Below are 24,918 nucleotides of genomic sequence, written 5' to 3'. Positions count from 1 at the left end.
AGCTTGCTCGCGATAGCGGTGTGTCAGGCGACTTCGATGTTGACGGTCATGACGCTATCGCGAGCAGGCTCGCTCCCACAGTAGCCGCAGAACGATGTGCCTTACTTGCCCGCCGGCCGTTCGTTGACATTCAGCCTTCCTCGACCATTATTAAGTGCCTCCAGCGTCATCAGTCCTCCAGAGGCACGAGCATGGTACAAACCGACATTCTCATTGTGGGAGCCGGCCCTACTGGATTGGTCCTGGCGTTATGGCTCACCCGGCAGGGAGTGGCTGTCAGGATCATCGACAAGAGCCATGGGCCGGGCGAAACATCGCGGGCCATGGCCGTCCAGGCCCGTACCCTTGAGTTGTATCGCCAACTCGGCATGGCCGGTGCGGTCATCGAAGCCGGGTACAAGACCCCGGCCATGAACATGTGGGCCCTGGGAAAACGCAAGGCGCGGATTCCGCTGGTGGATGCCGGCGGGGATGTATCGCCTTATCCTTTTGTCCTCATATACCCCCAGGATCGTCATGAGCAGCTGTTGGTCGAGCAGCTTAAGTCCCTGGGCGTCGAAGTCGAGCGGCAGACCGAACTGCTGTCTTTCGAGGACCATGGCGATCGGGTTACCGCGCGCTTGAAGCAGGCGGATGGTCGCGAAGAGACGCTCACGGCCGCTTACCTGGCAGGCTGCGATGGCGCGCGCTCGCTCGTGCGGCATCAGGTGGGGAGCGGTTTCGAGGGCGGTACCTATAAGCAGCTGTTCTACGTGGCGGACGTTTCTGCCAGCGGTTTCGAGCCTGCGGGCGAGGCCCATATAGCGTTTGATAAATCCGAATTCGTGCTGGTGTTTTTCTATGGCGAAACTGGTCAATATCGCCTGATCGGCACGGTTCGTGACGAGCGCGCAGAACACCCGGAGACGCTTACGTTCGAGGACGTGGGTCACGACGCGATTAACGGCCTGAACATCAGAGTCGATCACGTCAATTGGTTCTCCACTTACCGGGTTCATCATCGCGTCACGGATCAGTTCCGCTGGGGCAGGGCGTTTTTGCTGGGAGACGCTGCCCATGTCCACAGCCCGGCCGGCGGCCAAGGCATGAATACCGGCATCCTCGACGCGATCAATCTGGCCTGGAAACTGGCGGCGGTGGTGAAGGGGCGGGCAACAGACTCGCTGCTCGACAGTTACCAGGCGGAACGCCAGGCGTTTGCGCAAAAGCTTGTGGAAACCACAGACCGGCTGTTCACCTTTGCCACCGCCCAAGGCAATTTTGCCGACTTCGTGCGCACGCGCATCGCACCGCTCTTCGCAAGCGTTGCCTACAAGAGCGAGAACGTGCGTGAGTACCTGTTCCGGATGGTGTCCCAGACCTCCTTGAATTATCACGAAAGCCCATTGAGTGCCGGCAAGGCGGGTGAAGTGCAGGGCGGTGACCGTTTGCCATGGGTACCGCTGCCGGGTGCCGACAACTACGAACCGCTCGCGACCATCGGCTGGCAGGTGCATGTCTACGGTGAGGCCCGGGGGGACCTGAAAGCCTGGAGCCGCCAGCACCAGATCCCCCTGCACACGTTCGCCTGGCAGCATGAGCATCGCCAAGCCGGGTTGTGTCAGGACGCCGCCTACCTGCTGCGTCCCGATACCTACGTCGCCCTGGCGGATCCGCAAGCGTCTACGGCAACCTTGAGCCAGTATTTCAGCGACCGGGGCCTGACACTGCCGGTTTGAGCGCGTCAGGTTGGGCGCTGGACGCTGCCGATGGTCGACCTGTGAGCGTCTTCAGCCCAGATCCCCAGCCTCATGCCGCTCCGGCACCTGGCTCGCCTCGTCACCCCACGTGCGGTTGACGCGTTGTCCACGCAGGACGGCCGGGCGCTTGGCAATTTCTTCCGCCCAGCGCTGCACATGGGTGTATTCGTGGGCACTGAGGAATTCGGCGGCGCCGTAGACGTTGTTGCGCACCAGTTGGCCATACCAGGGCCAGACCGCGATGTCGGCGATGGTGTAGTCGTCGCCTGCCAGGTAGTGGCTTTCGCCAAGGCGGCGATCCAGCACGTCGAGTTGACGCTTGGCCTCCATGGTGAAGCGATTGATCGGGTATTCGAGCTTCTCCGGCGCATACGCGTAGAAATGCCCGAAGCCACCACCCAGGTACGGGGCGGCGCCCATCTGCCAGAACAGCCAGTTCAGTGTTTCGGTGCGACCTGCCGGATCGGTGGGCAGGAAGGCGCCGAATTTTTCCGCCAGGTAAAGCAGGATCGAACCGGACTCGAAGACGCGGATGGCCGGCTCTACGCTGTGGTCCACCAGGGCCGGGATCTTGGAGTTGGGGTTGATCTGGACAAAGCCGCTGGAGAATTGATCGCCCTCGTTGATGCGGATCAGCCAGGCATTGTATTCCGCGCCCGCATGACCCCGCGCCAGCAGTTCTTCCAGCAGGATGGTCACTTTCACGCCATTGGGCGTGGCCAGGGAATAGAGCTGCAGTGGATGCTTGCCAATCGGCAAGGTCTTTTCGTGAGTCGGGCCGGCAACAGGGCGGTTGATGCTGGCGAACTGGCCGCCAGACGGGGCGTCGTTTTTCCAGACCTTGGGCGGAACGTAGGACGCTTTGCTCATCGGGACATACCTCATCGGTTGCTTGTGGTGTGATCCCCCAGAGTCTACCGCTGTTCGTTCATGATCCGCGCCACTTCACCGGAAGCCTTGAGCTGCTCGAACGCGCGTTGGGCCCTGGCGACGACTTCATCCGGTGTGCTCAGGCTGAAGGCCAGGTGGACCCTGTGGGGTTGCTCGTCGAGGGTATAGACCTCTTCCAGAGAAGTGAAATCCACTTGGGCGTCTTTGCTCATCAGGCGTGCGGTGTTCTCCGGCATCGGTAGCAATTGGATCTGGCGATTGAGCAGCTTTTGAAAGTTGTCGTGGTTGTTGGCCGAGATGACCAGCCGGGTGAACCCACGCTGTTGCAGGTAAATCTGCTTGGCGTCATTGCGCACCACGCCGATGCTGTACTGCTTGGCATCCTCGAGGTTGTTGACGGCAATGCCTTGGCTGTCACGCATCTTATAGAGCCGGCTCGCCACTCGATGTATTTCACCCACCCATTTGAACAGTTGCTCGCGAGCCGGGGTGCGGTCCAGCGGGAAAATCAGCACGTTAGGTTCGTGCAGCGCTTTTTCATAGGCCCGGGCCCACGGGTAGAGCGACAGACTGTAGTCGGTGAGCTGCGCGTTTTTCAGCGTTTCTTCGGCGATGCGAATGCCCGGCCCGACAACCTTGTCGTCACGCTGATAGGCGTACAGCGAGTCTTCGGTGACGACTTCGATCGCCTCGGCGTGGCTTTGCAGGCTGATCGAGGCCAGTAGCAAACATGAGCAGAGTGTCAGGCGAATGTGCATATGCAGACCTCGTGGCGCGCGATGGTTGTTACAGGGCGACGCAGTCGCGTCCCTGGTGTTTGGCCCGGTACAGCGCCTGGTCGGCGCGTTGCAGCAGTTGATCGAAATGATCCATGGTCTGCGGGTCGAGCTCGGCGACCCCGATGCTGACGGTGACAAAAGGCGAGACCTTGGAGCCGCTGTGGGGCAACTCACGTTCGGCCAGGCTTGTACGCAAGCGTTGGGCGGCTTCGCAGGCCTGGGCGGCGTCGACGTTGGGCAGGACCACGACGAACTCTTCGCCGCCTACGCGTGCGGTCAGCTCGCCAGAGCGGCCGAACACATCGCGCAGGGTCTCGGCGATCTCTTTCAAGCACTGGTCGCCCTGCATGTGGCCATAGGTGTCGTTGTAGATCTTGAAGAAATCGACATCGCACATGAGCACGGCCAGGGGGGTCTTATGGCGGATCGCCCGGCGAAACTCGATTTCCTTCAATTCGTCGAAGTAGCGACGGTTGGCCAGGCCCGTCAAAGCATCGTGACGTGACAACGTTTCGAGCGACTGGTTGGCCGCCTTCAATTCAGCGGTGCGTGCCTCGACCAGTTCGGCCATTTGATCGCGGCTGGCGGCAAGAGCCAGTTCGTCCGAACGCTGGCGTTCCAGATGGGCGTGGAGATTGTCCTGGAGTGCATTGACCTGGGATTCGAGCAGGCTCAGTTCGTCCTGGCGCAACACCGCCCGTTGCAGCTTGAGGTGATGCTTGAGGGTTTGCGGCGCAAGTTCGCCCAAGTGCCGGGCGATGTGCACCACGTGCACGGTCACCAGGCGGTTGAACATGGTCATGACCAACCCGGCCAGCAGCAAGGACTGGATGAGCTGGGTGATGACGATGCTGCGTGCTTCGCTCCAGAGGCGCTCCCACAGCAGGTTATTGTCGCCTTCGATGGTCAGCTCGCCGACTTTTTCCTGGGCTCCGGCGTAGGGCTGCGCGATGAGTTGGCGATGCAGCACCGGTACCACGCCCGATTGAGCGACGGTGTATCGATTGAGTTCGATGATTTCGGGGGCTTGGCCGGGGCGCAGGATGTTCAATACCACGCGACCCACGGGCGGGGCCGTGGCGACGCTGGTGATTTGCTGGTCGAGGGATTCACGGTCCAGCTCCCAAATGGCGTGGGCCAGGGTGTTCTGGAACACCTGGTCGATCAGCGCCAGTTCCGAATTCATTTCCGCCAGGTTGTTTTCCCAGGCCAGCCAGGTTCGCCAGGTGACCATCGCCAGGGTAAAGAGCAGGCAGAACAACAGCGTTGCCAGCACCAGGCGCCGCCCCAGGGAGCTGAATGCCTTGGTCTGTGGTTGTAAGGAGGACACCGTACGGAAATCGCCCCCCATGTCATAACCATTTGCGCAGGATGGCATCGTAGACGCCGTTGCGGCGTATGGTTTCAAGGCCAACACGGAACTTCTCCACTGTTTCGGTCGGCGTCTTGCGGCTGAACGCCATGTTCAAGCCATCTGTACTGCTCAGCTCGGGCAGCGGCAGCGAGCGGATCAGCACTTTGTCCGGGTCTTCGCCATTCTGGCGCGTCAGGTACAACGCGTTGAGCTCATTGGAGATCCACAGCTCCACGTGATCGACCTTGAGCTTGCGGTAGTTGTGTTCGTACTTGGTGCTCGACTGTAATTCTTCGCCGATGCGAAAGCCCTTCGACACCAGGTATTGCTCGCCCACGTCCTGATTGACCGTGGCGATCTGGTGACCATGGGCATCGGCCAGCGAAGCGAGTTTTACCGGCCGGTCCGCCAGTGAGTAGATATACCACTGCGTTGGGCCAATGGTGCCGACCCACTGGAAAAGCGATTCGCGTGCCGGTGTACGGACGATCGAGTAGATCAGTACGTTGCTTTCATTGAGCGCCAGTTCATACGCCCGGGCCCAAGGCATGGCCTGGATAGGCGCGTCCAGGCCGACCTCCTTGAGCACGGCCTGGACCACCTCGGTGCTCATGCCGGTCACTCGCCCATTCTGCGTCATGTTGTAGGGCGGCAGCTCCTCGGTGACGATGCGCAGCGGTACCTCTGCCGCGCAAGCGCTTGCAGCGAGGAACATCAGGACGCCCCACATCAGCAGGCGATTAAGCGGCAAACCCATTGATCATTACCCTATGCAACTGGCAGAACCCGGCGGGGCCTGGGAGCTATCACTGATAGGGTTATCGGCTGGGCGGGCGCCTGCTTGAATCCTGCCTGTCGAAAGCGACAGCCCAGCCGCGGGATCAACCGTTCAATAGCGTCATCGTTTGCGCCTGGTATCGGTCACCGGCCACCGCACCTTCGCCTGCGAAAATCCCATCCAGCTGGGCCAGTTCGTCAGCACTCAACACCACCGAAGCCGCTGCCACATTGCTCTCCAGGTACTTGCGCTGCTTGGTGCCCGGAATCGGAATGACATGCTCGCCCTGGGCCAATACCCAGCCCAGGGCCAGTTGCGAGGCGTTGATGCCCTTGTCCGAGGCCAAGGCCTTGACCCGCTCTACCAGCACCAGGTTGCGATTGAAGTTGTCGGCCTGGAAGCGTGGGCTGAAGCGACGATAGTCATCGGCGGCGAAGTCCTCGGGTGATTTCAGCTCGCCGGTCAGGAAGCCCCGGCCCAGGGGACTGTAGGCGACGAACGCAATGCCCAGGCGTTGGCAGGTAGCGAGCACGCCGTTTTGTTCGGGGTCGCGGGACCACAGCGAGTATTCGCTTTGTACCGCTGCCAATGGATGCACGGCGTGGGCCCGCTGGATGGTCTCGGCGCTGGCTTCCGAGATCCCGATGTGGCGGACCTTGCCGGCTTTGACCAGCTCGGCCATGGCGCCGATGGTTTCCTCGACGGGCACTTCAGGGTCAATGCGGTGCTGGTAGTAGAGGTCCAGGTAATCGGTGTCGAGGCGCTTGAGGCTGCCGTCGACAGATTGCCGGACGTATTCGGGGCGGCCATTGACGCCTCGGGCGTGGGGATCGCTGCTACGCACCAGGCCGAACTTGCTCGCCAGGTACAGGCCTTCACGCTTGCCACGCAGGGCGCGCCCGAGCAGTTCTTCGTTGGTATATGGCCCGTACATGTCGGCGGTGTCGAACAGCGTCACGCCCAATTCCACGGCGCGGTGCAGCGTGGCAATCGCTTCCCGCTCGTCCACGCCCGTGGTGTAGAAATCCGACATGCCCATGCAGCCCAGGCCGATGGAGGAAACGTAAGGGCCACGATGGCCGAGTTGGCGGGTCTTCATGATGATTACTCCTGGAAATGAACGACCCGTTCAGTCTCCAACAAGGAGTTATCCTGGATAAACCCACGATTATTGGTTTAACTATTCGTGATATCTGAATAATGAGGCGCGACAGTGGACCGATTACAAGCCATGCAAGTGTTCCGGCGCATCGTTGAACTGGGTGGTTTTGGCAAGGCGGCCGATGACCTCGGGTTGCCCAGGGCCACCGTCAGCCTGCTGATCCAGCAACTGGAAGCGCATCTAGGGGTGCAATTGTTGCAGCGCACCACCCGGCAGGTGCGCGCAACGCTTGATGGTCAAGCGTATTACCAGCGCAGTGGCCAGTTGCTGGACGACCTCGATGAACTGGAAAGTTCGTTGTCGGCGCAGCGAAGCCAGCCGCGCGGCACATTGAAAGTGGACATGCCCATCGCTTTTGGTTGCACCTGGATCCTGCCGCGCCTGGCGGATTTCTACCGCCGCTACCCGGCGTTGCAACTGGATCTGGGCTTTCATGACCGCCAGGTCCATCTGCAGCGTGAGGGTGTGGATTGTGCAATCCGTGCCGGTAACGTCGTCGACCAGGCGTTGGTGGCACGCCCCATCGTGCGCCTGCACCAGCTGACCTGTGCCAGCCCCGGCTATCTTGCCCGCTCAGGGACGCCTGGGCGGCTGGAGGATTTGTCGGCGCACCAGGTCATTGGCTTTGCGTCTGGCAATGGACGGTTTTTCCCGTTCGAATTCGAGGTGGCGGGGCGGGTGCGCGAAATGCAATTGCCGAGTGAACTGAACGTCAATAACGCCGACGCTTATGTGACCGCCTGTGAGGCGGGATTCGGCTTGATCCAGGTGCCGCGTTACCACGTGCAACGGCAGTTGGCCGAGGGCAGGCTGGTCGAAGTATTGAGCGAGTATCGCGTGCCGACGTGGCCGATCTCAGCGGTGTACCCGCCGCACCGGCAGTTGTCGCCCAGGGTGCGGGTGTTTATCGACTGGGTGATCGAGCTGTTGCACGGCGAGGCGGATGCGCAGGGGGCGCTGATGGAGCGGGTGTAGGCTTGTGCACTGTGCTCGACGGCCAGGTCGACAGAGCCTGGTCAACCACCATCTCCAGAAGCTCGCGACTAAAGCCGGCCTTGGCCTGAACAGCCATGCCGTGAGTCATTGCCAGTACAAAGGCGGCCAGCGCCGTGCAGTTGGCGCTCTGCGGCAGATCCCCATCCTCTTTTGCCCGTTCGAAGCGCTCACGCAACGTCACCTCTGCGGTTGCTCGTGCGTCGATCAAGGCGCATCGAATGGGTTCGGCATCGTCCGAGCCTGCCAAGGCGCCATGGATTCCGAGACAGCCTTTGCGGTCCGGGTACCGGGTATTCAATTCCACCGCCCGGCGGAGGATGTGTTCGGCTACCTCCCGCGAAGTGGGTTGTTCCAGCGCCATCGGGAAGAAATCCAGATAATGCGTGTAATAGCGCTCGAGCGCTTTGCGGAACAAGGCCTCCTTGTTGCCGAACGCAGAATAAAGCGCAGGGCGTTCAACGCCTGTGGCCTGGGTCAGGTCGGTGTATGACGCCCCCTCGTAGCCCTTGCGCCAAAACACGCAAAGCGCCGCTTCCAACGCTTTCTCCACGTCGAACTCACGCTGTCGCCCCATCAGATCACCTCAAGCTTTTTCATAACGATCGATATTAAACCCCTTGACGATTGCTTCGCAAATTCATACTGTCCGTTACGTTAACGGTCGTTATGGTTTATCGGTAGCCTCCACGAGGGGCATTCAAACATTCATGAAGAGGTTTTTACCGTGCAGAAATTACTGGCAGGCAAGGTTGCACTCGTAACAGGTGGATCACGTGGCCTCGGTGCCACCCTGGCGCAGGCACTCGCCGACCTGGGAGCGGATGTTGCAATCAGCTACGTCGCATCGGTCGAGAAGGCCGAGGCGGTGGTCCAGCAACTCAAGGCGAAGGACGTTCGTGCGCTGGCAGTCCAGAGCGACCAGGCGGACATGGCGGCGGCCCGACCGTTGATCGACAAGGTGATAGCGCATTTCGGCCAACTCGACATCCTGGTGAACAATGCGGCGATCGCGGTTCAGGGCAAGACGGTGGACGCCCCCGATCTCGATACCGTCAACCTCGATCGCCAGTGGCAGACCAACGTGATGGGCGCCGTGGCGACCACGCGCGCGGCCGCCCCGGTGCTGTCGGATGGCGGTCGGATCATCTTCATCGGCTCACTCCTGGGCGGGCATGTCCCGTTTGCCGGCGCCGCCGACTATGCGGGAACCAAGGCGGCTATCGTCGGTTATGCCAAGGGCGTCGCCCGGGACCTGGGTGCTCGCAATATCACGGTCAACGTCGTCCAGCCCGGCATCATGCCAACCGACATGTCGGCAGAGGTATTGGGCGACAGTGTGCCCGACGCGCTGCTGGACCTGCATCCGATTCGCCGGATTGCAACACTCGAGGAGGTGGCGGCTACGGTCTGTTTCCTGGCGGGGCCAAGCGGTGGCTATATCACCGGCAGCGCGATCGATGTAGCCGGCGGCCTGAGCATCTGACCCCAACGTTCAATCGGAACCAGAGGTGCAAACTCCCATGACGACCATCGGCATCATCGGCGCAGGCGAGGTGGGTAGTCACATCGCACGCGCGGCCATCGCGAACGGCTATCAGGTCGTGATTGCCAATTCGCGCGGCCCCGAGACCCTGGAGAGCCTGATTGAGACGCTGGGTCCGTCAGCGCGCGCAGCCACTGCTGCGGGCGCTGCGATGGCGGGCGATTTCGTCGTCGTGGCGGTTCCACTCAAGGTCGTCAATGACATGCCAGTGGAAGCGCTTGCGGGGAAGGTCGTGCTCGATACGAACAACTACATGATATGGCGGGATGGGCATATCCCGCTCATCGATTCCGGCGAAAAGACCGTCCACGAACTCCGTCAGGAGCAACTCCCCACTTCCAAGGTGGTCAAGGCCTTCACTCATATCCAGGCGCCCCGGATCATCACCTGGGGCCAGCCCGCGGGCACCGCCGAGCGCCTGGCCCTGGCGGTTTCGAGTGATTTTCCTGAGGCGGTGGCACTCGTGACGCGACTGTACGACCAATTCGGTTTCGACACTGTCGACAGCAGCCCGCTTAGTCAATCCTGGCGCAACGCTCCCGGCCAACCCGCCTGGAAGCAAGAGCGCCAGACCCGGCTCGAGCTTATGGCCAACCTGGCCGCTGCGCGACACCCATCAAGCCTTGACCCAACGTTGGCGACTCCAGCTACTCAACGTATCGACCGCGAACACCAGTAGCAACATCGCCAGGATCACCGTACTGCCTTGGGCTTCCTGGAACAGGCTGAGGCTGACGTAGAGCATTTGCCCCAAGCCGCCGGCGCCGACGAAGCCGAGCACGCTGGCCATGCGAATGTTGTTTTCCCAGCGGTACAGAACATAGGCCAGCAGTTGGGGCAGAAGGTTGGGCAACGTGCCGTAGCAGAACGCCAACACGGCATTGCCGCCTTGCAGGCGGATCGCGTCGGCCGGTTCGGAAGGGGTATTTTCCAATGCCTCGGCGAACAGCCGGCCGAGCACGCCGGTGGTGTGCAGGGCCAAGGCCAGGGTGCCGGCATTGGGGCCGAGCCCGGCGGCCAGGACCATCAGTGCGGCCCACACCAGTTCTGGAACGGCGCGCAAGGCATTGAGCAGCAGGCGCGAAGCGCTCTGCGGGGGCCAGCCGAAGCGACCGGCCGCAGGCAGGGCCAAAAGTAGGCCAAACACCGCCGCGAGCAGGGTGCCAAGGGCTGACATGGCAAGGGTTTCCAGGGCGCCGTGAGCGATCGCCTTCAGATGACCCGGGCTCAGGTCCGGACTGAGAAAACGCTGCGCGTAAGCCCCCATCCGATGCAGGTTACCGCTGTCGCCAAGCTCGCCCAGGTCGATGCCCAGGTAGACGAACGAGGCGACGACCGCAGCGCCGATGCACAGGACCATGACCGCGTTGAGCAGGCGCTTCATGCCAGCCTCCAGCGCAGCAGGCGGCTGAGTTGATCGGCGAGCAGCACCAGCATCAGGAACGTCAGCAGCAGGCTGGCCACTTCACCGCCGGCGAACATTCGCAACGACAAATCCATTTGCTGGCCCAGGCCTCCGGCACCGACGAACCCCATCACCACCGAGGCGCGGATGGCGCATTCCCAGCGGTACACCGTATAGGACAGCAGTTCCGCCGCGACATTGGGCAGGATCCCGTAGCAGAAGGCCGCGAGCCGGCTGCTGCCGGACTGCAAGAGTGCGTGGGCCGGGCGCTGGTCGACCGACTCGTAGATTTCCGCGTAGACCTTGCCCAGCATGCCGCTGTAGGTGATGGCGATAGCCAGTACGCCGGCGGTGGGGCCGAGGCCGACGGCGCGTACGAAGAGCAAGGCCCAGACGATTTCCGGGACGCTGCGCAGGAAGATCACCAGGCCGCGTACTGGCCAACGCAGCAGTTGCCCCCAATAACCCGGATGCCCGGCACGGGAGGCCGCCGACAGTGACAGGGCGCGGCTGGCCAGCAGGCTTGCAGGCACCGCCAACAGCAGCGCCAGGGCCATGCCCGCCGTGGCGATTGCCAGCGTCTGCAAGGTGGCCTGCCACAGCAGTTCGATGAATTCGTCGCCATGGGCGGGAGGCCAGAAGGCCGCTACAAACCGGCCCATTTCGCTCTGGCTGTCACGGGTCACCAGCACCCGGAGGTCCAGTTCGCTGAACTGGATGCCGGGCCAGAGCAGGACAAGGGCCAGCAGGCTGAGCAGCAGGCGAGGGCGGCTGGCGGGGTCTCGGGTATCGCGCATCAGCATCGGGGGATCTGCACGCTCAAGGGCGAGAGGGGCGTTGGCGAAGACTGCAACTGTTCGTTGGCGTAGAGCGTGTCGAGCAACGGACGGTCGACCGCCTCGGTGGGCAGGTCGAACAGGATCTGCCCATCACGCAGGCCAATGACCCGAGAAAAGTGCGCCAAGGCCAGTTCCACCGCATGCAGGCTGGCAACCAGCGTAACGTTGTGCTCCCGGGCGTGGCGACAGAGCACCGAAAGCGTGTGCTCGGCCAAAACCGGGTCCATGGCCGAGACCGGTTCGTCGGCCAGCAACACCTCCGGCGCCTGATACAACACCCGGGCAATGCCAACGCGTTGCAACTGTCCGCCGGACAGCTGCTGGCATTGCGCGAACAACTTGTCACCCAGGTCCAGCCGGGCCAGCGCCGCCCTGGCGCCTGGAATATCCAGCGGATGCAGCAGGTTCAACAGGCTTTTGCCGATGCCCCACTGACCGAGTTTTCCGGCCAGGACTGCGGTGACCACGCGTTGGCGTGGCGGCAGGGGCGGCGCTTGGTGGATCAGGCCGATACGCGCGCGCAGGCGCTGACGCTGGCGGGCAGACAATTGCCAGGCACGTTCGCCGAGCAGTTGCAGCTCGCCGCTCCCCGGGCGCAGGGCGGTGGCGAGCAGGTTGAGCAGGCTCGACTTGCCTGCGCCGGACGGGCCGATGACCGCGACCTGTTCGCCCGCGCCGATGTGCAGGTCTATGCCCCGCAGTGCCTGGACACCGTTGGCATGGGTGACGCTGACCTGGGTCAGTTGCAGGGTCATTTGAGCAGTTCGGCGGCGCGTGCGGCTTCCTCGATGCCCTTGTAGTTCTCAGGCTTGGTTTCGATGAAGCGACTGGCGGCCTGCAGGTCGAGGATTTCCTTGTCCTTCGGATTGGCCGGATCGAGTGCCAGGAATGCCGCCTTTATCTTCGCCGCCAACGCTGGGTCGAGGGTTCCGCGCACCGTCCAGTTGTAGTCGAAATAGGCGGGGGTGGTGGCGAAGACCTTGACCTTGGTCGTGTCGACCTTGCCGGCAGCCACCAGTTTTTCCCAGACGCTGGCGTTCAGCACCCCGGCGTCCACCTTGCCGGCCTGGACCCAGGCGACGGTGGCGTCGTGGGCGCCCGAGTAGCCCACGCGGCTGAAATAGCTTTCCGGCTTGATGCCGTCCTTGAGCATGAAATAGCGCGGCATGAGACTGCCGGATGTCGACGACACCGAGCCGAAGGCAAAGGTCTTGCCCTTGAGGTCGGCGAGGGATTTGACGGCCGGGTCGGCGGTGATGAATTTACTGGTGAACTGAGCATCCTGTTCGCGCTGTACCAGCGGGATGGCGTTGCCGGTTTTCAGGCGTGCCTGCACGAAGGTGAAGCCACCCAGCCAAGCCATGTCGATCCGGTCAGTGGCCAGCGCCTCGACCACGGCCGGATAGTCGCTGACGGGGACGAACTCGACTTTCATGCCGGTTTGCTGTTCCAGATAGGCACCCAGCGGCTTGAACTTGCGCAGCAACTCGGTCGGGGCCTCATCGGGAATCGCACTGACTTTCAGGGTATCGGCGGCCTGGGTCAGCAGGCTGCAAACAGACAGGGCAACGCCGACGGCCAATGCCAGGGAACGCTTGAGCATGGAAGATCTCCGGTACATGAAGGCAGGAATGTTGACGCATCACGCCCACGGGGAAGCGGTACGCCGTTCTGTGAGGGTAGACGAAGGAGAGGGATATTAACCGTTTCCGGCCTTGAACTCACCCAAACCCCTTGTGGGCGCGAGCTTGCCCGCGCCGCCACGCGTCTGCTTGCATGGCAAAGTGCACGGTGTGTCATCCAGATGTCATCGACACCGTGGCAGGATCCTCGCAAACCATCGTGGGATGTCCGGCAGCGCGTGTGCCTGCTGGCTGATGAATCAAGGAACACCGCTATGAAAGGCGACGCCCCTCTGTTCGCGGCCATTGACCTGGGCTCCAATGCGTTTCGCCTGATGATTGGTCAGTCGGTCAAGCGCAATCGACGCCTGGTGATCCAGGAGGTGAAAACCCTGCGCGAGCCGGTCCGCTTGGCTGAGGGCCTGCAAGCCGGGGCTCTGGACGAGCTGGCGCTGGATCGGGGTTGGCAGGCCCTCGCCCGATTTGGCAAAAAACTGCGTGGCTTTGAAGCCACAAGGGTGCGGGCAGTGGCGACCAGTGCCGTGCGCGAAGCGGCCAATGCCCAGTTGTTCCTGGCCAGTGCCGAGCGGCACCTGGGGTTTCGGATCGATGTGCTGTCCGGTCATGAAGAAGCCCGGCTGGTGTATGCCGGTGTTGCCCATACGGTGCCCGGTGTCGAGCGTACGCGACTGGTGGTGGACATCGGCGGTGGCTCGACCGAACTGATTCTGGGGCAGGGCGCTCAACCGTTGTCGACCGAAAGCATCGCCATCGGCAGCGGCACCTTTGGCGCACGTTACTTTCCGGGTGGCTGCATTACCGCTCAAGCCTTGTTGGAGGCTGAGCGAGTGGCCGCCCAGCAGTTTGAAAAAGTGGCGGCTGGTTATCGCGCGCAGGGCTGGCAGCAGGCGATTGGCTCTTCCGGTACTGCGCGGATGTTGGCCAAGGTGCTCAAGGCCAATGGTCTCAACGACTTTGGGCAAGGCGGCATCACCTACAGTGGGTTGTTGCGTCTGTCATTGCGGCTGCTGGAAGCCGGTCATCTCAACCGGCTCAGGTTGGCCGGCTTGCAGAGCCATCGCCTGGGCATCTTGCCCGGTGGCCTGGCGATCATGCTGGCGGCCTTCAAGACTTTCGGTATCTCGAACATGATCGCTTCCGAACCGGGCCTGAGGTTCGGCGTTCTTCATGGCCTGATGCATCAGCACTGATCGCGGACGGTCGCTGCCATTACCGTTTATCAGCGACGGCTCAATTTCGGGCATCAGCGCCTCTTCGGCTGTCCCTTGTTTGCCGCAACCTCCAGCATTTCATCGCCTGGGCAGCAGCTACGTCCGCTTATCGCAAGCGTCGGCCTGGATCAGGGTGATTGCATGAACGGGACTTTTCGCTCTTTCGATATGCAGTCAGTGAAGGCACAATGCGCATCCTTTTTTGGCTCGCCTTGCCCGGAGGCCTCGAAAATGATCAAAACGCCGTACTACCTCATCGACAAACAAAAGCTGCTGGCGAACATGCAGAAGATCGCCTATGTGCGTGAGCAGTCCGGGGCCAAGGCCTTGTTGGCGCTCAAGTGCTTCGCCACCTGGTCGGTGTTCGACCTGATGCAGCAGTATATGGACGGCACCACGTCGTCGTCGCTTTACGAACTCAAGCTCGGCCGGCAGAAGTTCGCTGGCGAGACCCATGCCTACAGCGTGGCCTGGGCCGACGACGAGATCGAGGAGATGCTCGCCAACTGCGACAAGATCATCTTCAACTCCATCGGCCAATTGCAGCGCTACACCGAGGCATCGGCCGGCAAGGTCCGTGGCCTGCGGGTCAACCCGCAAGTGAGCAGCTCCGATTACCTGCTGGCCGACCCGGCGCGACCGTTCAGCCGCCTGGGCGAATGGGATCCGGTGAAAGTCGAGCAAGTCATCGAGCATATTTCCGGCTTCATGTTCCACAACAACTGCGAGAACGGCGATTTCGGTTTGTTCGACCAGATGCTGGGCACTATCGAAGAGCGCTTTGGTCACTTGCTGCATAAGGTCGAGTGGGTCAGCCTCGGTGGCGGCATCCATTTCACCGGTGAGGGCTATGCCCTGGATGCCTTCTGTGCACGGCTCAAGGCCTTCTCGCAGAAGTATGGCGTGCAGGTCTACCTGGAGCCGGGCGAGGCCGCGATCACCCAGAGCGCGTCGCTGGAAGTCACCGTGCTCGACACGCTCTATAACGGCAAGCACCTGGCCGTGGTGGACAGCTCCATCGAGGCGCACATGCTCGATCTGCTGATCTACCGCCTGAACGCCAAGCTGGCGCCGAGCGAGGGCGAACACACCTATATGGTGTGCGGCAAATCCTGCCTGGCCGGAGACATTTTCGGCGAGTACCAATTCGATCGTCCGCTGTCCATCGGCGATCGGCTGTCGTTCATCGACGCGGCGGGCTACACCATGGTCAAGAAAAACTGGTTCAACGGCCTGAAAATGCCGTCCATCGTTGTGAAGCAACTCGACGGCAGCGTCGAGGTGGTTCGCGAGTTTGTTTACGACGACTACTTGTCCAGCCTCTCTTGAGCTGGCGGAAGGAGAAATAAAGAAATTGAAGAAGAACGTACTTATCATTGGTGCAGGAGGTGTCGCCAAGGTGGTGGCCCACAAGTGCGCGCAGCACAACGACGAACTCGGTCGTATTGCTATCGCGTCGCGCAACATCTCCAAATGCCAGGCCATCATCGACAGCGTCAAGGCCAAGGGTAGCCTCAAGCAACCCGCCGACATCAAGGCCTTTGCACTGAACGCTCTGGATGTCGAAGCGACCAAGGCGCTGATTCGCGAAACCGAGTCGCAGATCGTCATCAACGTCGGCTCTGCCTTTCTCAACATGTCGGTGCTGCGTGCCTGCATCGATACCGGCGTGGCCTACCTGGACACCGCCATCCACGAAGAACCGGGCAAGGTCTGCGAGACGCCGCCCTGGTACGGCAACTACGAGTGGAACCACCTCCAGGAGTGCCAGGAAAAGAACATCACCGCCATTCTCGGCGTGGGCTTCGACCCGGGTGTAGTCAATGCCTATGCGGCACTGGCGCAGCAACAGCATTTCGACCGCATTGATTCGATCGATATTCTCGACGTCAATGCCGGCTCCCATGGCAAATATTTCGCCACCAATTTCGACCCGGAAATCAATTTCCGCGAATTCACCGGACAGGTGTGGAGCTGGCAGGACAGCCAGTGGACCAGCAACACCATGTTCGAAGTCAAGCGCACCGATGACCTGCCGGTCGTCGGCTCGCAGAACCTGTACCTGACCGGTCACGACGAAGTGCACTCGCTGTCGAAGAATCTCGATGTGCCCAACGTGCGTTTCTGGATGAGCTTCGGCGAGCACTACATCAATGTGTTCACCGTACTCAAGAACCTCGGCCTGCTCTCCGAGCAACCGGTCAAGACCGCCGAAGGCCTGGAAGTCGTGCCGCTGAAAGTGGTCAAGGCCGTGCTGCCTGATCCGAGTTCGCTGGCGCCGGGCTACACCGGCAAGACCTGCATCGGCGACCTGGTCAAGGGCACCAAGAATGGCCAGCCGCGCGAAATGTTCATCTACAACGTGGCCGACCACGAGGAGGCCTACGCCGAAACCGACAGCCAGGGCATTTCCTATACCGCAGGCGTGCCACCCGTGGCCGCAGCCTTGCTGGTGGCCCGTGGCGAGTGGGACGTGCAGCGCATGGTCAACGTCGAGGAGCTGCCTGCCGAGGCGTTCCTCGAAGCGCTGGATGTGATGGGCTTGCCGACGCGCATCAAGGACGAGCATGGAGACCGTCCCTGGAACCAGAACGCCTGAAGGATTCCAGGCAGGTTCCGCCCTGGCTTCCCCGATAGGAACTGCAGAATCGCTCCGGATCCTGCAGGCGATTGAACCAGGAGACTCACCGTCGCGTGAATCCCTGGCAATCCGCGGGAAGCCTTGAAGAAATGCTCCGTATCGAAAGGTACGGAGCATTTTTCGTTTATGGCCCATCAAACAGATAACCTGTGGCGAGGGGATTTATCCCCGCTGTGGCGCGCAGCGGCCCTGAAGTCAGGCCCTGTGGTGTTTCAGGTAGACCGCATTCAGCTTTTTGGGGCCGCTACGCAGCCCAGCGGGGATAAATCCCCTCGCCACAAAAGCCCCTCGGTGTTCCATCCCCCGACACAGGATCGCTCAAGCAAAAATCCTCGCCATGAACGATCACTCGACCTTACGATTGCGCTTCACGGCCCAGGAGAAACAATCAGTGCAACCCTTCAGGATTCGCGAGCTGGAAATCACCGATGCGCAGGCGCTGCTGGCCTTCGAAATCCATAACCGTGAATGGTTCGAGTCGCAGATCGACGCACGGGACCCTGCCTTTTATTCATGGGCGGGTGTCACCGATCACATTGAAAGCTATCTGGCCGATTTTGCCGCGGGCGCCTGGCACCCGTTTGTGATCGAAGATGCCGGCGGGAGAATAGTGGGGCGGGCGAATTTGAAAGGCATCCATGCACCACACGGTTGCGCCGAGGTGGGCTATCGCATTGATCAACGCGTTTGTGGGCAAGGGCTGGCAACGCTGGCCCTGAAACATCTGATCGAGGCGGCGCGGATACATTGGGGGCTTACGGGGCTGGTGGCCTATGTCTATGAGAACAACGTCGGTTCAAGGAAGGTCCTTGAGCGGTGCGGTTTTTTGCCTGAAGTGCTGTCGGGTAGCGAGGAAGTCGAGGGCGGACGCCGCTTTGCGCTGTCGATCTAGCTATTCGATTCACGCAGGACAGCCATTGAGTTGGCCACCTGTACCACCGACGTCCATGTTTCGTAATTAGTTTTTTCCCTCTGGCTCCTTAAGTAACTCCAGTGTCCTCGAGTCGACACGCACCCCACCATCCAACGCCTGGGCATACACGGAATGCTCGCCCGCGGCCGCCGCAAAAAGCGTCATGCAGGATGCGAACTTCATGGCATCGAGTGTTCCCAGGAGTTGCTCTAGAGCGACTTCCGAGTCCAGTACGACAAGGGTCGCGCGCTCAAGTCGCGGTCCCAGAAGCGGGTGATGCAAATACTCGCGTGCCTCCTCCATACCGCGCAGGCCATAGTAGGTAGCGTTCTCGCTGACACCCAGGCCGCGTAATTGGGGAAAGATGAACCACATCCAGTGGCCTTCCTTGCTGCCACGTCGTAGCTCAAGCAAGGCGCGATCATAGGTTGACGCTTGCGCCTGGACAAAACGCTCCAGTGATTCGGTCATGCGAGCCTCTTGTACGGTTTCAAGATTGAAGAATGAGCGCGCCAGGTTCGAGCAAAATAGTGGCTTCATGACGTTGTAGTCGGGCGCGTATCGGCAGCCTTGATCATCCCCCCCTTCAATACAAAGGCAAGGCCTATAGCACACTTGCGCTATAGCGCCGCTCGGTGCTCGACCCTAACCTATGAGCGCTATCGGGTTTTCGACCGGTTGCAACGAGCATATTTGAACAAGGACCTGTTTTTTGAAAAGCACACCTGCCAGAAAGTCCAACATCTGCCTGGCTTATCGCAAACGCCTCGCAAAGGTCTTCGCCGCCTCGGCCCTTGCCGCCAGTGCCTGGGGTTCTTCTATCGCCGGTGCATCGGCATCCACGGCCAGCGAGACATCCTCTGCGGCTTGCACCAACGAAGCGGATTTCCAGGCCGGGACGGTGGTGGAGTATGAAAGCCGTGACAACCTGTCGCCAGCCACCAGTCGCGGTAAAACCGAAACGCTAGGGCGTGAGGCATTTGCCGGCGCGAATCCGGTGGCTTCGGCGCACACCTCGTTCCTCAATAACGCGCCGTTCTTTGTGACGACAACCTTCGCCGAGATCAAGGATGGCCGGTTGGTTCGCTACGGTGATCGTCATGGCGCCGGTGCATCGCTGGTGACCACCACCTACCTGCCTCCCGCTTCCACACCGATTGATCTGCAACCCGGGCAGACCGTCACCGTCAGCTACAAAAACAAGGCGGTGAGTGCCGGCGCAACCGTCGAGTTCGATGTCGTTGAGAAGTTGACTTACAACGGCCGTGAAACGATCAAGACGGCCCTCGGGACGTTCGATACCTGCAAGTTCACCAATGAAATCTCTACCGGCTCGGATTCCGCCAATCAGCCCAAAAACGTGGTCGTTGTGCAGAATTGGTTTCCCGCGGACGGACCTTATCGTGGTCAGTCGATCCGATCCGTCACGCCTCCTGCCCATGGCGTTGCACAGAGAATCACTGAAGTCGTCAAGATGCAGTATGGGACGCGATGAGAGACGCGTCTCGGGCCGGAAGATTTGCCGGATTATCGTGGCCGACGAACACCCGCTGTTCCGGGAAGGGATGATGGTGCTGCTGGGCCGCCTGATACCTGACGCCATGATCGAACAGGCGGGAAATCTGGAGGAAGTACGGACGCTCGCAACCAATGGACAACCGCTCGATACACTGATTCTTGAAATACGTCTTCCCGGCCTGGGCTCCGTCAGCGAGCTCGCGCAGTTGCGCCAGGAGCTCAAGCACACCTCGATGATCGTGGTTTCGACCCTGGATGACGGCGATCTCATTGGTCGTGTCATGGCGACGGGTGTAGACGGGTTTGTCGGCAAGAGCCTTTCTCCCGAGCAGGTCGGCAAGGCCATCGACGATATTCGCCGGGGCGAAGTACTGGTCAAGTACGAGCCTTCGGACCCGCTGCCGCTCGGCCCCAACGATGACATGAGCAAGCTCACCTCCCGGCAGCGGGAGGTCTGGAAGTTGATTGCCGAGGGCAAGACCAACAAGGAGATCGCCGCGGCGCTCGAGATCTCTCCCTTTACCGTGCGCATTCATGTCTCTTCGTTGATCCGCGCGCTGAATGTCCCCAACAGAGCGGTGGCCGCTGCACGTTTTGCCGGGCGTCAGACGCCTGCTACCTTGCGCTGATGGAAACCCACAAGCCTTGGAACAGGCGCGCGCATACCAAGTGTGCACAGCGGCAATCTGTCATGAAGGGCGAATCGGCACCCAAGGCGCCGATCCGTCCAGTGCTTACAGCCAGTACCGCAGGCCGAGCATCAAGGACTGGGTGTTGTACTGCGTTTCTACATCGACCTGGGGCAGGCCCTGGATTTTGCCGAAGTTCGCTTCGCGAGTCTTGAAGTAGCGATAATCCAGGGACATGGACCAATGCTCGTTGAGCTCATAACCGACGCCGGTGCCCAGTTGCCAGGCCGAGACAGTGTCGCGATGGGTGCCGCCGAACTCGACGCCGCCAGCCTCCAGGCCCTTGATGGTCAGCACCGCGTAGCCCAGGCCACCACCAACGTAAGGCGTGAAGCGACTCAAGGGAGCAGGCAGGTTCGGGATGTCATACCAGAGGTTGGCCATGAGGCTGCTGGCTTGCTCTTCGCCTTTGCCATCGATGCTGCTTCCGCCCTCATAGATCCGGTTATTGAACTGCTTCAGGGTGTTGCGGCGATAGCTCAGTTCCACCTCGGGCCGTAGCCCGACCGGGAACCGCCAGCCCAGTGCCAGGCCGGTGGCGAAGCCAGAGTGCAGCGGTTGATTGAACTCCATCTCGACGAAATCGCTGTCGTTCTGGGTCAGGTCCTGGTCAGCGACCCAGTTCACCCCGCCCATGGCACTGACATAGGGGCCGAGTGTGTCGGCGAAACTCGATGCTGGGGCGATGACACCCAGGCCAACGATGCCCATGACGAGATACTGAGTTTTTTTCTGTAGGTTCATGCTAGATCCGAAATGTACTGTTATCGATAAGTAAGCAAAGCGAGTCGGGAGGACGCGTTCAGCACGCAGCCATCCGGAAGGGTTCATACGAGATGCAAAGGCGTCGTCGCGGTTTTCTCGTGCCGCGAGGTGCCGAGGGCCCGTTGTTCGGCCAGCGTGCACAGGTTGTCCAGTGCGGTGGTCATCGCCGCAGTCAACGCTTTGCGCAGTAACCCGCGATACAGGAAACTCAACGGGCCGGAAATCTTCGCGCTATGGATGACATGGGTTTCATCGACAGAAAGCCTGCGCATCTGATGATCGAATTCAAGGTCGATCCAAAGCAGTCGTGCGCTGTTGCGATAGCTTTCGTGCAGGCTCACGGCTTCCAGTTTCAGTGGCATGTTCAAGCCGTTCTTGAGGACGCACTGGCCGTGCGTTCCCGCCTGGAACGGACCGTCGAGTCGACACTGGCGAACGTCGGTATCCCATAACGGCGCTTCTGAAAAATTGCTCCAGATCTTCCAGATTTCAGAAGGGGGCGATTTGACTATGACTTGCACTTTGACGTCGTTCACGGCGATACCTTGGTTGTAGGGGGCACGGTCATGGGACAGATCCATTCAATGTTCAGGCGGCCGGCGCCGATTGACTCAGCACCTGGGCGGTAATGTTGGCTTGACCGATTTTTTCGCCCCGGTTGAACAGGTCGATATAGATGCGGTTGGTCTTGAATGCCTGGAGCGACGCATCAAAACCGGCTTGCGGCGCCAATGACAGCGGGCTGTTCCTGGGGATGGGACGATCCAGGGTGAAGCACAAGGCCAGCAGATTCATTGGGGTATTGAGTGGAATGCGCAGATGGCTGTGGGCGATCTGCATGTAGCACTGGCGAGCCACTTCGAGGAAATACACCATCGAAAAGTGCTCGGGATCACCTGCCTGGAAGAAGTGTCTTGGCGGCAGTTTCACAGTGTCCACGCTCAGGCCCTGGGCGACGCCGCTCATGTCACTGACGATGACGTTCTCCTCCCTGGCCTTGTGCAGCAGGGCCTTGTCGCGGCAGGGCGTGGCGGTGAACTCGCCGGCTGGCGATGTTTCGAACGCCGAGCTGTAGGCCATCCCGAGGACGCAGGTGCACATCACTTTCCCGTCTTGCATGACCTTGGCATTGAACACTTGGGGATCCTGGCCTTGCTCGACGTGCAGATCGATCACGCCCTGCTTTTGTACGTATTGCTGGAACTTGATCGTCAGGCTCTTGATGTAGGCGACCCGTCCGCTCAGGGGAGGCATGGCCAGTTCGATCAGTTGCAGTACGCCCTCGAGCAACAAAATGCCCGGGATGTGGTCCAGGGGATGATCGAAGAAGTACGGGTGCGCTTCATTCACCAGGAGCTGGGCATGCAGCGACTGAGGGTTGCGCTGTGCGTTGGCGATCACGATATGTTCCGCGCTGCGCTGCCAGTGCGCCGGGCGCTGGGTTGCGTCGCCCCGGTGCAGGGCGAACAGGCTTTCCATCGCGCGTACTCGTACCCGCAGCCCGGAGAGCAGGGTGCTGGTGAGCATGTCGCTCAGTTGCTGCACGTCGACGCCATCGTTCTGCGGTTCGCGAACCAGGCTGACAGGCGTGATGACTTGCTGCAGTTCGTGGGATGACGAATGGGCAAAGCGCAACATGAAAGGATGCTTGATAGGCGAACTGGCTTCGACCGCTGTCGGGCTCCATTGGCGAAGCTTCTCGGTAAACAGCCACATCACCGTCTTGCCGGCGTCGCGCACCTCGATCACGGTATGGCGCGCACCCCTCAACATCACCGCCAACAGAGTCTCGATGCCACTGGCCTCAGCCAGGAAACCGGTCAACTCCCGCAGTGATCCGCTGGCGGGCGCCGCAACAGGCTGCAACTCGCAGACCTCAACGTTCGAATAGTCGCTCGGCTCCTTGCCCAGCCGTTGGCACGCCTCTTCCAACGAGTCGGCGGCATGGGCGAGGACCGCGGCGTGGATCACCAGCAAGGGTTTGTCGGCGGCATCCGGTTGATAACGACGCAGTGCGACCAGCCCCAGACCTTCACCCTGGGTAGTCGTGCTGCACCGGGCACGCTCTACTTCTACTTCAGCGCTGACAAAGCGTCCTGCGCCGAGAAGGAGCGTGGTGATGCCGTCGTTGAACCATTGCGGCGAGGCCAGCAAGGTTTGCCAGAACAGGCCCGTCGTGCCGACCAGGGTCTGATGGAAACCCTTGAAGTCGAAAATCTGCGCCGGATAGCCGGACAACATGTTCGGCAGCATGGTTGCCACGTCCGTCACTTCGACGCCCGGTGCCGCACCTTGTGCCTGGGAGTAAAAGTTATGGGCGCTGCTATAGGCATTGCTGAAGCGCTCGCCACCCATGTTGCAGCACATGACCATCGCTGTGCCGGGCGAACCGGCCACCCCCGGCAAGCGGCGCAGCAAATGATTGACGCGGTCGGTGATCAATAGCTTGAACGGATCGACATGAGCCAATGGCTTGGGGCCCATGCCAAAGCCGTCGATATCGATGACGTGGTCTTGTGCGAGGAATTGCCCCAGCAAAGGCTGGCCGGGAGCCGGGGTGTAATCGACGAAGCGCCCATAAGGGAACATGACCGCGGGGGCGGCCGGTTGATCAAGTTGCTGCTGGAATGACTGCAAGGAGCGGTGGCTGCCCAGCGCTGCTTCAGCCTCGACAATGGCAAGGTCCAGCGTCACCACGCCGCAGGCGCTGGCCGAGGCCGGCTGGGGCGCGACAGGCTGGTCATCGGGAATGTATTCATCCACCACCAGGTGCGCGTTGGCGCCGCCGAAACCAAAACTGGAGATGCCGATCCGGATGGCGGACTGACGCTCCTCCAGGGGTTGCACCTGCTGGGTGGCGAGCCGCAGGCAGGTCTCGTCGACCTTGGTGCTGGGGCGGTAGCCGGGCTGAGGCGGAATGCCTTTATGGCGCAGGATCATCAATGCCTTGGCGAGGGAAGCACCTCCGGCAGCGGCCAGGGGATGGCCGATGACCGACTTGATCGAGCCGATGGTGATTTTCTTGCCGTCCGGGCGATGGGGGGCGAAGAAGCTGTTCAGCGAGGCCAGCTCCGTTGCGTCCCCCAGCGGAGTACCGGTGCCGTGGGTCTCGATGTAGTCCACGTCACGTGGATCAAGTTCACGATAGGCACGTTGGTAGGCCGAGTACTGGGCCTGTTTGCCGGGCGCGAACACCGAGCCTTCGGCACCGTCGGCGGACATGCCCAAGGCGCGCAGGACGCCCAGGGGACGGCGCTGCGCCGTCAGGGCCTGGGCGAGCGGCTCGACCAGAAAGGCGACTGCACATTCGCCCGGCACGATGCCGTCGGCGTCCTGGCCGAACGCTTCCATCCGGGCCCGGGCGGAGAAGGCCGTCAACTGCGAGAAACCCAGGAACAGCGCTGGCGGCAGCACGGTGTTGAGGGCCATGACAATCGCGTTGTCCGCCTGCCCACTGTTGACCAGTGCCTGGGCCATATCCAGGGCGTAGGGGAACGAACTGCATGCGGTGTCCACCGATAACGCCGGCCCACCCAAGGCAAAGGTCGCAGCCAGTTCCGCGACCTGTTCACCCGGTGTAAACCCCGGCGGCGTGGCGGTTTTTTCGGACACTCCGGTGACGAAATAGCTCTCGTCACTCCAGGACGTCGCGATCACCAGCGCGGTACGCTCCCTGTTCAGCTCCGAGCCTTGTCCGGCCAGTTGGTCAAGCAGTGCCTGGAGTACTTTCTTGCCGATGGCGACCTGTCGTCCTTCGTGCCGTGATGGGGTCGACACGTCGTCGGCCAGGCAAAAAGCGCTGTCCAGATAGATGCGATCCTTCTCGCCGGCCTTGCTTGAATAGATCGATGCCTTGTCCAACTCCCAACGGGTCGGCATTGATTCAATCGGTGCGACCTGCCCATGCGAGAGCAACTGCCAAAGCGCATCCGTTGACGGCGCCCCTGGAAACTCGCCCGCCATCGCGCTGAAGCAAAAATCGCCCGTTGTCGTTACTGCGCCACTCATACCCTGTCTCCCTGATCGCCAAAATGCTGGGTGATCTGTTCGAT

At 61.1% G+C, this 24,918-nt stretch carries 24 protein-coding genes; 10 read left to right on the top strand and 14 right to left on the bottom strand.

Annotated elements, in window-relative coordinates; genetic code table 11:
• Nucleotides 1–191: 191 nt before the first annotated feature.
• On the top strand, nucleotides 192–1,718 hold the full coding sequence (locus AC30D9_RS03375) for an FAD-dependent monooxygenase (protein WP_490143424.1): 1,527 nt from the start codon (nucleotides 192–194) through the stop codon (nucleotides 1,716–1,718).
• Nucleotides 1,719–1,769: 51 nt separating this feature from the next.
• Here AC30D9_RS03375 and yghU read toward each other — a convergent pair whose 3' ends face one another.
• From yghU to AC30D9_RS03350, 5 genes are all read right to left on the bottom strand, one after another.
• Nucleotides 1,770–2,609 carry a glutathione-dependent disulfide-bond oxidoreductase gene (yghU, locus tag AC30D9_RS03370; RefSeq protein ID WP_490143423.1) on the bottom strand — a complete coding sequence of 280 codons (840 nt, stop codon included), beginning with the start codon at nucleotides 2,607–2,609 and terminating at the stop codon, nucleotides 1,770–1,772.
• Between the two features lie 44 nt (nucleotides 2,610–2,653).
• Nucleotides 2,654–3,388: a substrate-binding periplasmic protein gene (locus AC30D9_RS03365; protein WP_490143422.1), complete on the bottom strand. Its 735-nt coding sequence runs from the start codon at nucleotides 3,386–3,388 to the stop codon at nucleotides 2,654–2,656.
• A 28-nt stretch (nucleotides 3,389–3,416) separates the two neighbouring features.
• Nucleotides 3,417–4,760, bottom strand: coding sequence for a diguanylate cyclase domain-containing protein (locus AC30D9_RS03360; RefSeq protein WP_490143727.1), 1,344 nt, complete (start codon nucleotides 4,758–4,760; stop codon nucleotides 3,417–3,419).
• Nucleotide 4,761: 1 nt separating this feature from the next.
• A complete protein-coding gene (locus AC30D9_RS03355) occupies nucleotides 4,762–5,520 on the bottom strand; it encodes a substrate-binding periplasmic protein (protein WP_490143421.1) in 759 nt (252 codons plus the stop codon).
• A gap of 124 nt (nucleotides 5,521–5,644) precedes the next feature.
• Nucleotides 5,645–6,640 carry an aldo/keto reductase gene (locus AC30D9_RS03350; RefSeq protein WP_490143420.1) on the bottom strand — a complete coding sequence of 332 codons (996 nt, stop codon included), beginning with the start codon at nucleotides 6,638–6,640 and terminating at the stop codon, nucleotides 5,645–5,647.
• Between the two features lie 114 nt (nucleotides 6,641–6,754).
• Here AC30D9_RS03350 and AC30D9_RS03345 point away from each other — a divergent pair, with 114 nt between their 5' ends.
• Entirely contained in the window at nucleotides 6,755–7,678 is a 924-nt protein-coding gene (locus AC30D9_RS03345; RefSeq protein WP_490143419.1) for a LysR family transcriptional regulator, read from the top strand.
• Here AC30D9_RS03345 and AC30D9_RS03340 read toward each other — a convergent pair.
• Nucleotides 7,608–8,273 (bottom strand): TetR/AcrR family transcriptional regulator, encoded by a 666-nt coding sequence (locus AC30D9_RS03340; protein ID WP_116832658.1) that lies wholly within the window; start codon nucleotides 8,271–8,273, stop codon nucleotides 7,608–7,610. The genes AC30D9_RS03345 and AC30D9_RS03340 overlap by 71 nt on opposite strands.
• Nucleotides 8,274–8,423: 150 nt before the next feature.
• Between AC30D9_RS03340 and AC30D9_RS03335 the strand changes: the two genes are divergently transcribed.
• Both AC30D9_RS03335 and AC30D9_RS03330 read left to right on the top strand, forming a co-directional pair.
• Nucleotides 8,424–9,182: an SDR family NAD(P)-dependent oxidoreductase gene (locus AC30D9_RS03335; RefSeq protein WP_490143418.1), complete on the top strand. Its 759-nt coding sequence runs from the start codon at nucleotides 8,424–8,426 to the stop codon at nucleotides 9,180–9,182.
• Nucleotides 9,183–9,219: 37 nt separating this feature from the next.
• On the top strand, nucleotides 9,220–9,921 hold the full coding sequence (locus AC30D9_RS03330) for an NADPH-dependent F420 reductase (protein WP_134924668.1): 702 nt from the start codon (nucleotides 9,220–9,222) through the stop codon (nucleotides 9,919–9,921).
• On the opposite strand, the gene phnE is transcribed toward AC30D9_RS03330, so the two are convergent.
• From phnE to AC30D9_RS03310, 4 genes are read right to left on the bottom strand one after another with little or no spacing between them, the layout of a single operon-like run.
• Nucleotides 9,859–10,626, bottom strand: coding sequence for a phosphonate ABC transporter, permease protein PhnE (gene phnE / locus AC30D9_RS03325; RefSeq protein WP_490143417.1), 768 nt, complete (start codon nucleotides 10,624–10,626; stop codon nucleotides 9,859–9,861). The two genes, AC30D9_RS03330 and phnE, sit on opposite strands and share 63 nt — an antisense overlap.
• A complete protein-coding gene (locus tag AC30D9_RS03320) occupies nucleotides 10,623–11,450 on the bottom strand; it encodes a PhnE/PtxC family ABC transporter permease (protein ID WP_490143416.1) in 828 nt (275 codons plus the stop codon). The genes phnE and AC30D9_RS03320 overlap by 4 nt, the downstream gene beginning before the upstream one ends.
• The gene (locus AC30D9_RS03315) at nucleotides 11,444–12,241 is read right to left on the bottom strand and encodes a phosphonate ABC transporter ATP-binding protein (RefSeq protein WP_490143415.1); all 798 of its coding nucleotides are present in this window, start codon (nucleotides 12,239–12,241) and stop codon (nucleotides 11,444–11,446) included. The genes AC30D9_RS03320 and AC30D9_RS03315 overlap by 7 nt, the downstream gene beginning before the upstream one ends.
• Complete coding sequence (locus AC30D9_RS03310; RefSeq protein ID WP_116832652.1) at nucleotides 12,238–13,089, bottom strand: putative selenate ABC transporter substrate-binding protein; 852 nt, start codon at nucleotides 13,087–13,089, stop codon at nucleotides 12,238–12,240. The genes AC30D9_RS03315 and AC30D9_RS03310 overlap by 4 nt, the downstream gene beginning before the upstream one ends.
• A gap of 294 nt (nucleotides 13,090–13,383) precedes the next feature.
• Here AC30D9_RS03310 and AC30D9_RS03305 point away from each other — a divergent pair, with 294 nt between their 5' ends.
• The 4 genes from AC30D9_RS03305 to AC30D9_RS03290 all read left to right on the top strand — a co-directional run bounded on the left by AC30D9_RS03305 (nucleotide 13,384) and on the right by AC30D9_RS03290 (nucleotide 17,873).
• On the top strand, nucleotides 13,384–14,319 hold the full coding sequence (locus AC30D9_RS03305) for a Ppx/GppA family phosphatase (RefSeq protein WP_307571961.1): 936 nt from the start codon (nucleotides 13,384–13,386) through the stop codon (nucleotides 14,317–14,319).
• Between the two features lie 252 nt (nucleotides 14,320–14,571).
• A complete protein-coding gene (locus AC30D9_RS03300; protein ID WP_109753143.1) occupies nucleotides 14,572–15,669 on the top strand; it encodes a carboxynorspermidine decarboxylase in 1,098 nt (365 codons plus the stop codon).
• A gap of 25 nt (nucleotides 15,670–15,694) precedes the next feature.
• Nucleotides 15,695–16,939 (top strand): saccharopine dehydrogenase family protein, encoded by a 1,245-nt coding sequence (locus tag AC30D9_RS03295; protein ID WP_109753142.1) that lies wholly within the window; start codon nucleotides 15,695–15,697, stop codon nucleotides 16,937–16,939.
• A 433-nt stretch (nucleotides 16,940–17,372) separates the two neighbouring features.
• The gene (locus AC30D9_RS03290) at nucleotides 17,373–17,873 is read left to right on the top strand and encodes a GNAT family N-acetyltransferase (protein WP_490143726.1); all 501 of its coding nucleotides are present in this window, start codon (nucleotides 17,373–17,375) and stop codon (nucleotides 17,871–17,873) included.
• A 66-nt stretch (nucleotides 17,874–17,939) separates the two neighbouring features.
• Here AC30D9_RS03290 and AC30D9_RS03285 read toward each other — a convergent pair whose 3' ends face one another.
• The gene (locus AC30D9_RS03285) at nucleotides 17,940–18,365 is read right to left on the bottom strand and encodes a DUF1810 domain-containing protein (protein WP_490143414.1); all 426 of its coding nucleotides are present in this window, start codon (nucleotides 18,363–18,365) and stop codon (nucleotides 17,940–17,942) included.
• A 241-nt stretch (nucleotides 18,366–18,606) separates the two neighbouring features.
• Between AC30D9_RS03285 and AC30D9_RS03280 the strand changes: the two genes are divergently transcribed.
• Nucleotides 18,607–19,389 carry a hypothetical protein gene (locus tag AC30D9_RS03280; protein ID WP_307571964.1) on the top strand — a complete coding sequence of 261 codons (783 nt, stop codon included), beginning with the start codon at nucleotides 18,607–18,609 and terminating at the stop codon, nucleotides 19,387–19,389.
• The gene (locus AC30D9_RS03275) at nucleotides 19,376–20,041 is read left to right on the top strand and encodes a LuxR C-terminal-related transcriptional regulator (protein ID WP_134924659.1); all 666 of its coding nucleotides are present in this window, start codon (nucleotides 19,376–19,378) and stop codon (nucleotides 20,039–20,041) included. Before AC30D9_RS03280 ends, AC30D9_RS03275 begins: the two co-directional genes overlap by 14 nt.
• A 105-nt stretch (nucleotides 20,042–20,146) precedes the next feature.
• Here AC30D9_RS03275 and AC30D9_RS03270 read toward each other — a convergent pair whose 3' ends face one another.
• The 3 genes from AC30D9_RS03270 to AC30D9_RS03260 all read right to left on the bottom strand — a co-directional run bounded on the left by AC30D9_RS03270 (nucleotide 20,147) and on the right by AC30D9_RS03260 (nucleotide 24,874).
• On the bottom strand, nucleotides 20,147–20,845 hold the full coding sequence (locus tag AC30D9_RS03270) for an outer membrane protein (RefSeq protein WP_307571965.1): 699 nt from the start codon (nucleotides 20,843–20,845) through the stop codon (nucleotides 20,147–20,149).
• An 83-nt stretch (nucleotides 20,846–20,928) separates the two neighbouring features.
• Nucleotides 20,929–21,447, bottom strand: coding sequence for an SRPBCC family protein (locus tag AC30D9_RS03265; protein WP_490143413.1), 519 nt, complete (start codon nucleotides 21,445–21,447; stop codon nucleotides 20,929–20,931).
• A gap of 7 nt (nucleotides 21,448–21,454) precedes the next feature.
• Complete coding sequence (locus tag AC30D9_RS03260) at nucleotides 21,455–24,874, bottom strand: beta-ketoacyl synthase N-terminal-like domain-containing protein (protein ID WP_490143412.1); 3,420 nt, start codon at nucleotides 24,872–24,874, stop codon at nucleotides 21,455–21,457.
• Between the last annotated feature and the right edge of the window lie 44 nt (nucleotides 24,875–24,918).

Source organism: Pseudomonas sp. DF11 (assembly GCF_058148565.1).
The sequence above is the reverse complement of the archived record's forward strand: the minus strand, read 5'-3'. Positions and strand labels throughout refer to the sequence as shown.

Coding starts and splice junctions, on each gene's coding strand:
- AC30D9_RS03355 (WP_490143421.1), bottom strand. CDS start 5,520: ATGGGTTTGCCGCTTAATCGCCTGCTGATGTGGGGCGTCCTGATGTTC.
- yghU (WP_490143423.1), bottom strand. CDS start 2,609: ATGAGCAAAGCGTCCTACGTTCCGCCCAAGGTCTGGAAAAACGACGCC.
- AC30D9_RS03265 (WP_490143413.1), bottom strand. CDS start 21,447: ATGGATCTGTCCCATGACCGTGCCCCCTACAACCAAGGTATCGCCGTG.
- AC30D9_RS03300 (WP_109753143.1), top strand. CDS start 14,572: ATGATCAAAACGCCGTACTACCTCATCGACAAACAAAAGCTGCTGGCG.
- AC30D9_RS03275 (WP_134924659.1), top strand. CDS start 19,376: ATGGGACGCGATGAGAGACGCGTCTCGGGCCGGAAGATTTGCCGGATT.
- AC30D9_RS03305 (WP_307571961.1), top strand. CDS start 13,384: ATGAAAGGCGACGCCCCTCTGTTCGCGGCCATTGACCTGGGCTCCAAT.
- phnE (WP_490143417.1), bottom strand. CDS start 10,626: ATGAAGCGCCTGCTCAACGCGGTCATGGTCCTGTGCATCGGCGCTGCG.
- AC30D9_RS03310 (WP_116832652.1), bottom strand. CDS start 13,089: ATGCTCAAGCGTTCCCTGGCATTGGCCGTCGGCGTTGCCCTGTCTGTT.
- AC30D9_RS03360 (WP_490143727.1), bottom strand. CDS start 4,760: ATGGGGGGCGATTTCCGTACGGTGTCCTCCTTACAACCACAGACCAAG.
- AC30D9_RS03260 (WP_490143412.1), bottom strand. CDS start 24,874: ATGAGTGGCGCAGTAACGACAACGGGCGATTTTTGCTTCAGCGCGATG.
- AC30D9_RS03285 (WP_490143414.1), bottom strand. CDS start 18,365: ATGACCGAATCACTGGAGCGTTTTGTCCAGGCGCAAGCGTCAACCTAT.
- AC30D9_RS03350 (WP_490143420.1), bottom strand. CDS start 6,640: ATGAAGACCCGCCAACTCGGCCATCGTGGCCCTTACGTTTCCTCCATC.
- AC30D9_RS03315 (WP_490143415.1), bottom strand. CDS start 12,241: ATGACCCTGCAACTGACCCAGGTCAGCGTCACCCATGCCAACGGTGTC.
- AC30D9_RS03320 (WP_490143416.1), bottom strand. CDS start 11,450: ATGCTGATGCGCGATACCCGAGACCCCGCCAGCCGCCCTCGCCTGCTG.
- AC30D9_RS03375 (WP_490143424.1), top strand. CDS start 192: ATGGTACAAACCGACATTCTCATTGTGGGAGCCGGCCCTACTGGATTG.
- AC30D9_RS03365 (WP_490143422.1), bottom strand. CDS start 3,388: ATGCACATTCGCCTGACACTCTGCTCATGTTTGCTACTGGCCTCGATC.
- AC30D9_RS03340 (WP_116832658.1), bottom strand. CDS start 8,273: ATGGGGCGACAGCGTGAGTTCGACGTGGAGAAAGCGTTGGAAGCGGCG.
- AC30D9_RS03330 (WP_134924668.1), top strand. CDS start 9,220: ATGACGACCATCGGCATCATCGGCGCAGGCGAGGTGGGTAGTCACATC.
- AC30D9_RS03270 (WP_307571965.1), bottom strand. CDS start 20,845: ATGAACCTACAGAAAAAAACTCAGTATCTCGTCATGGGCATCGTTGGC.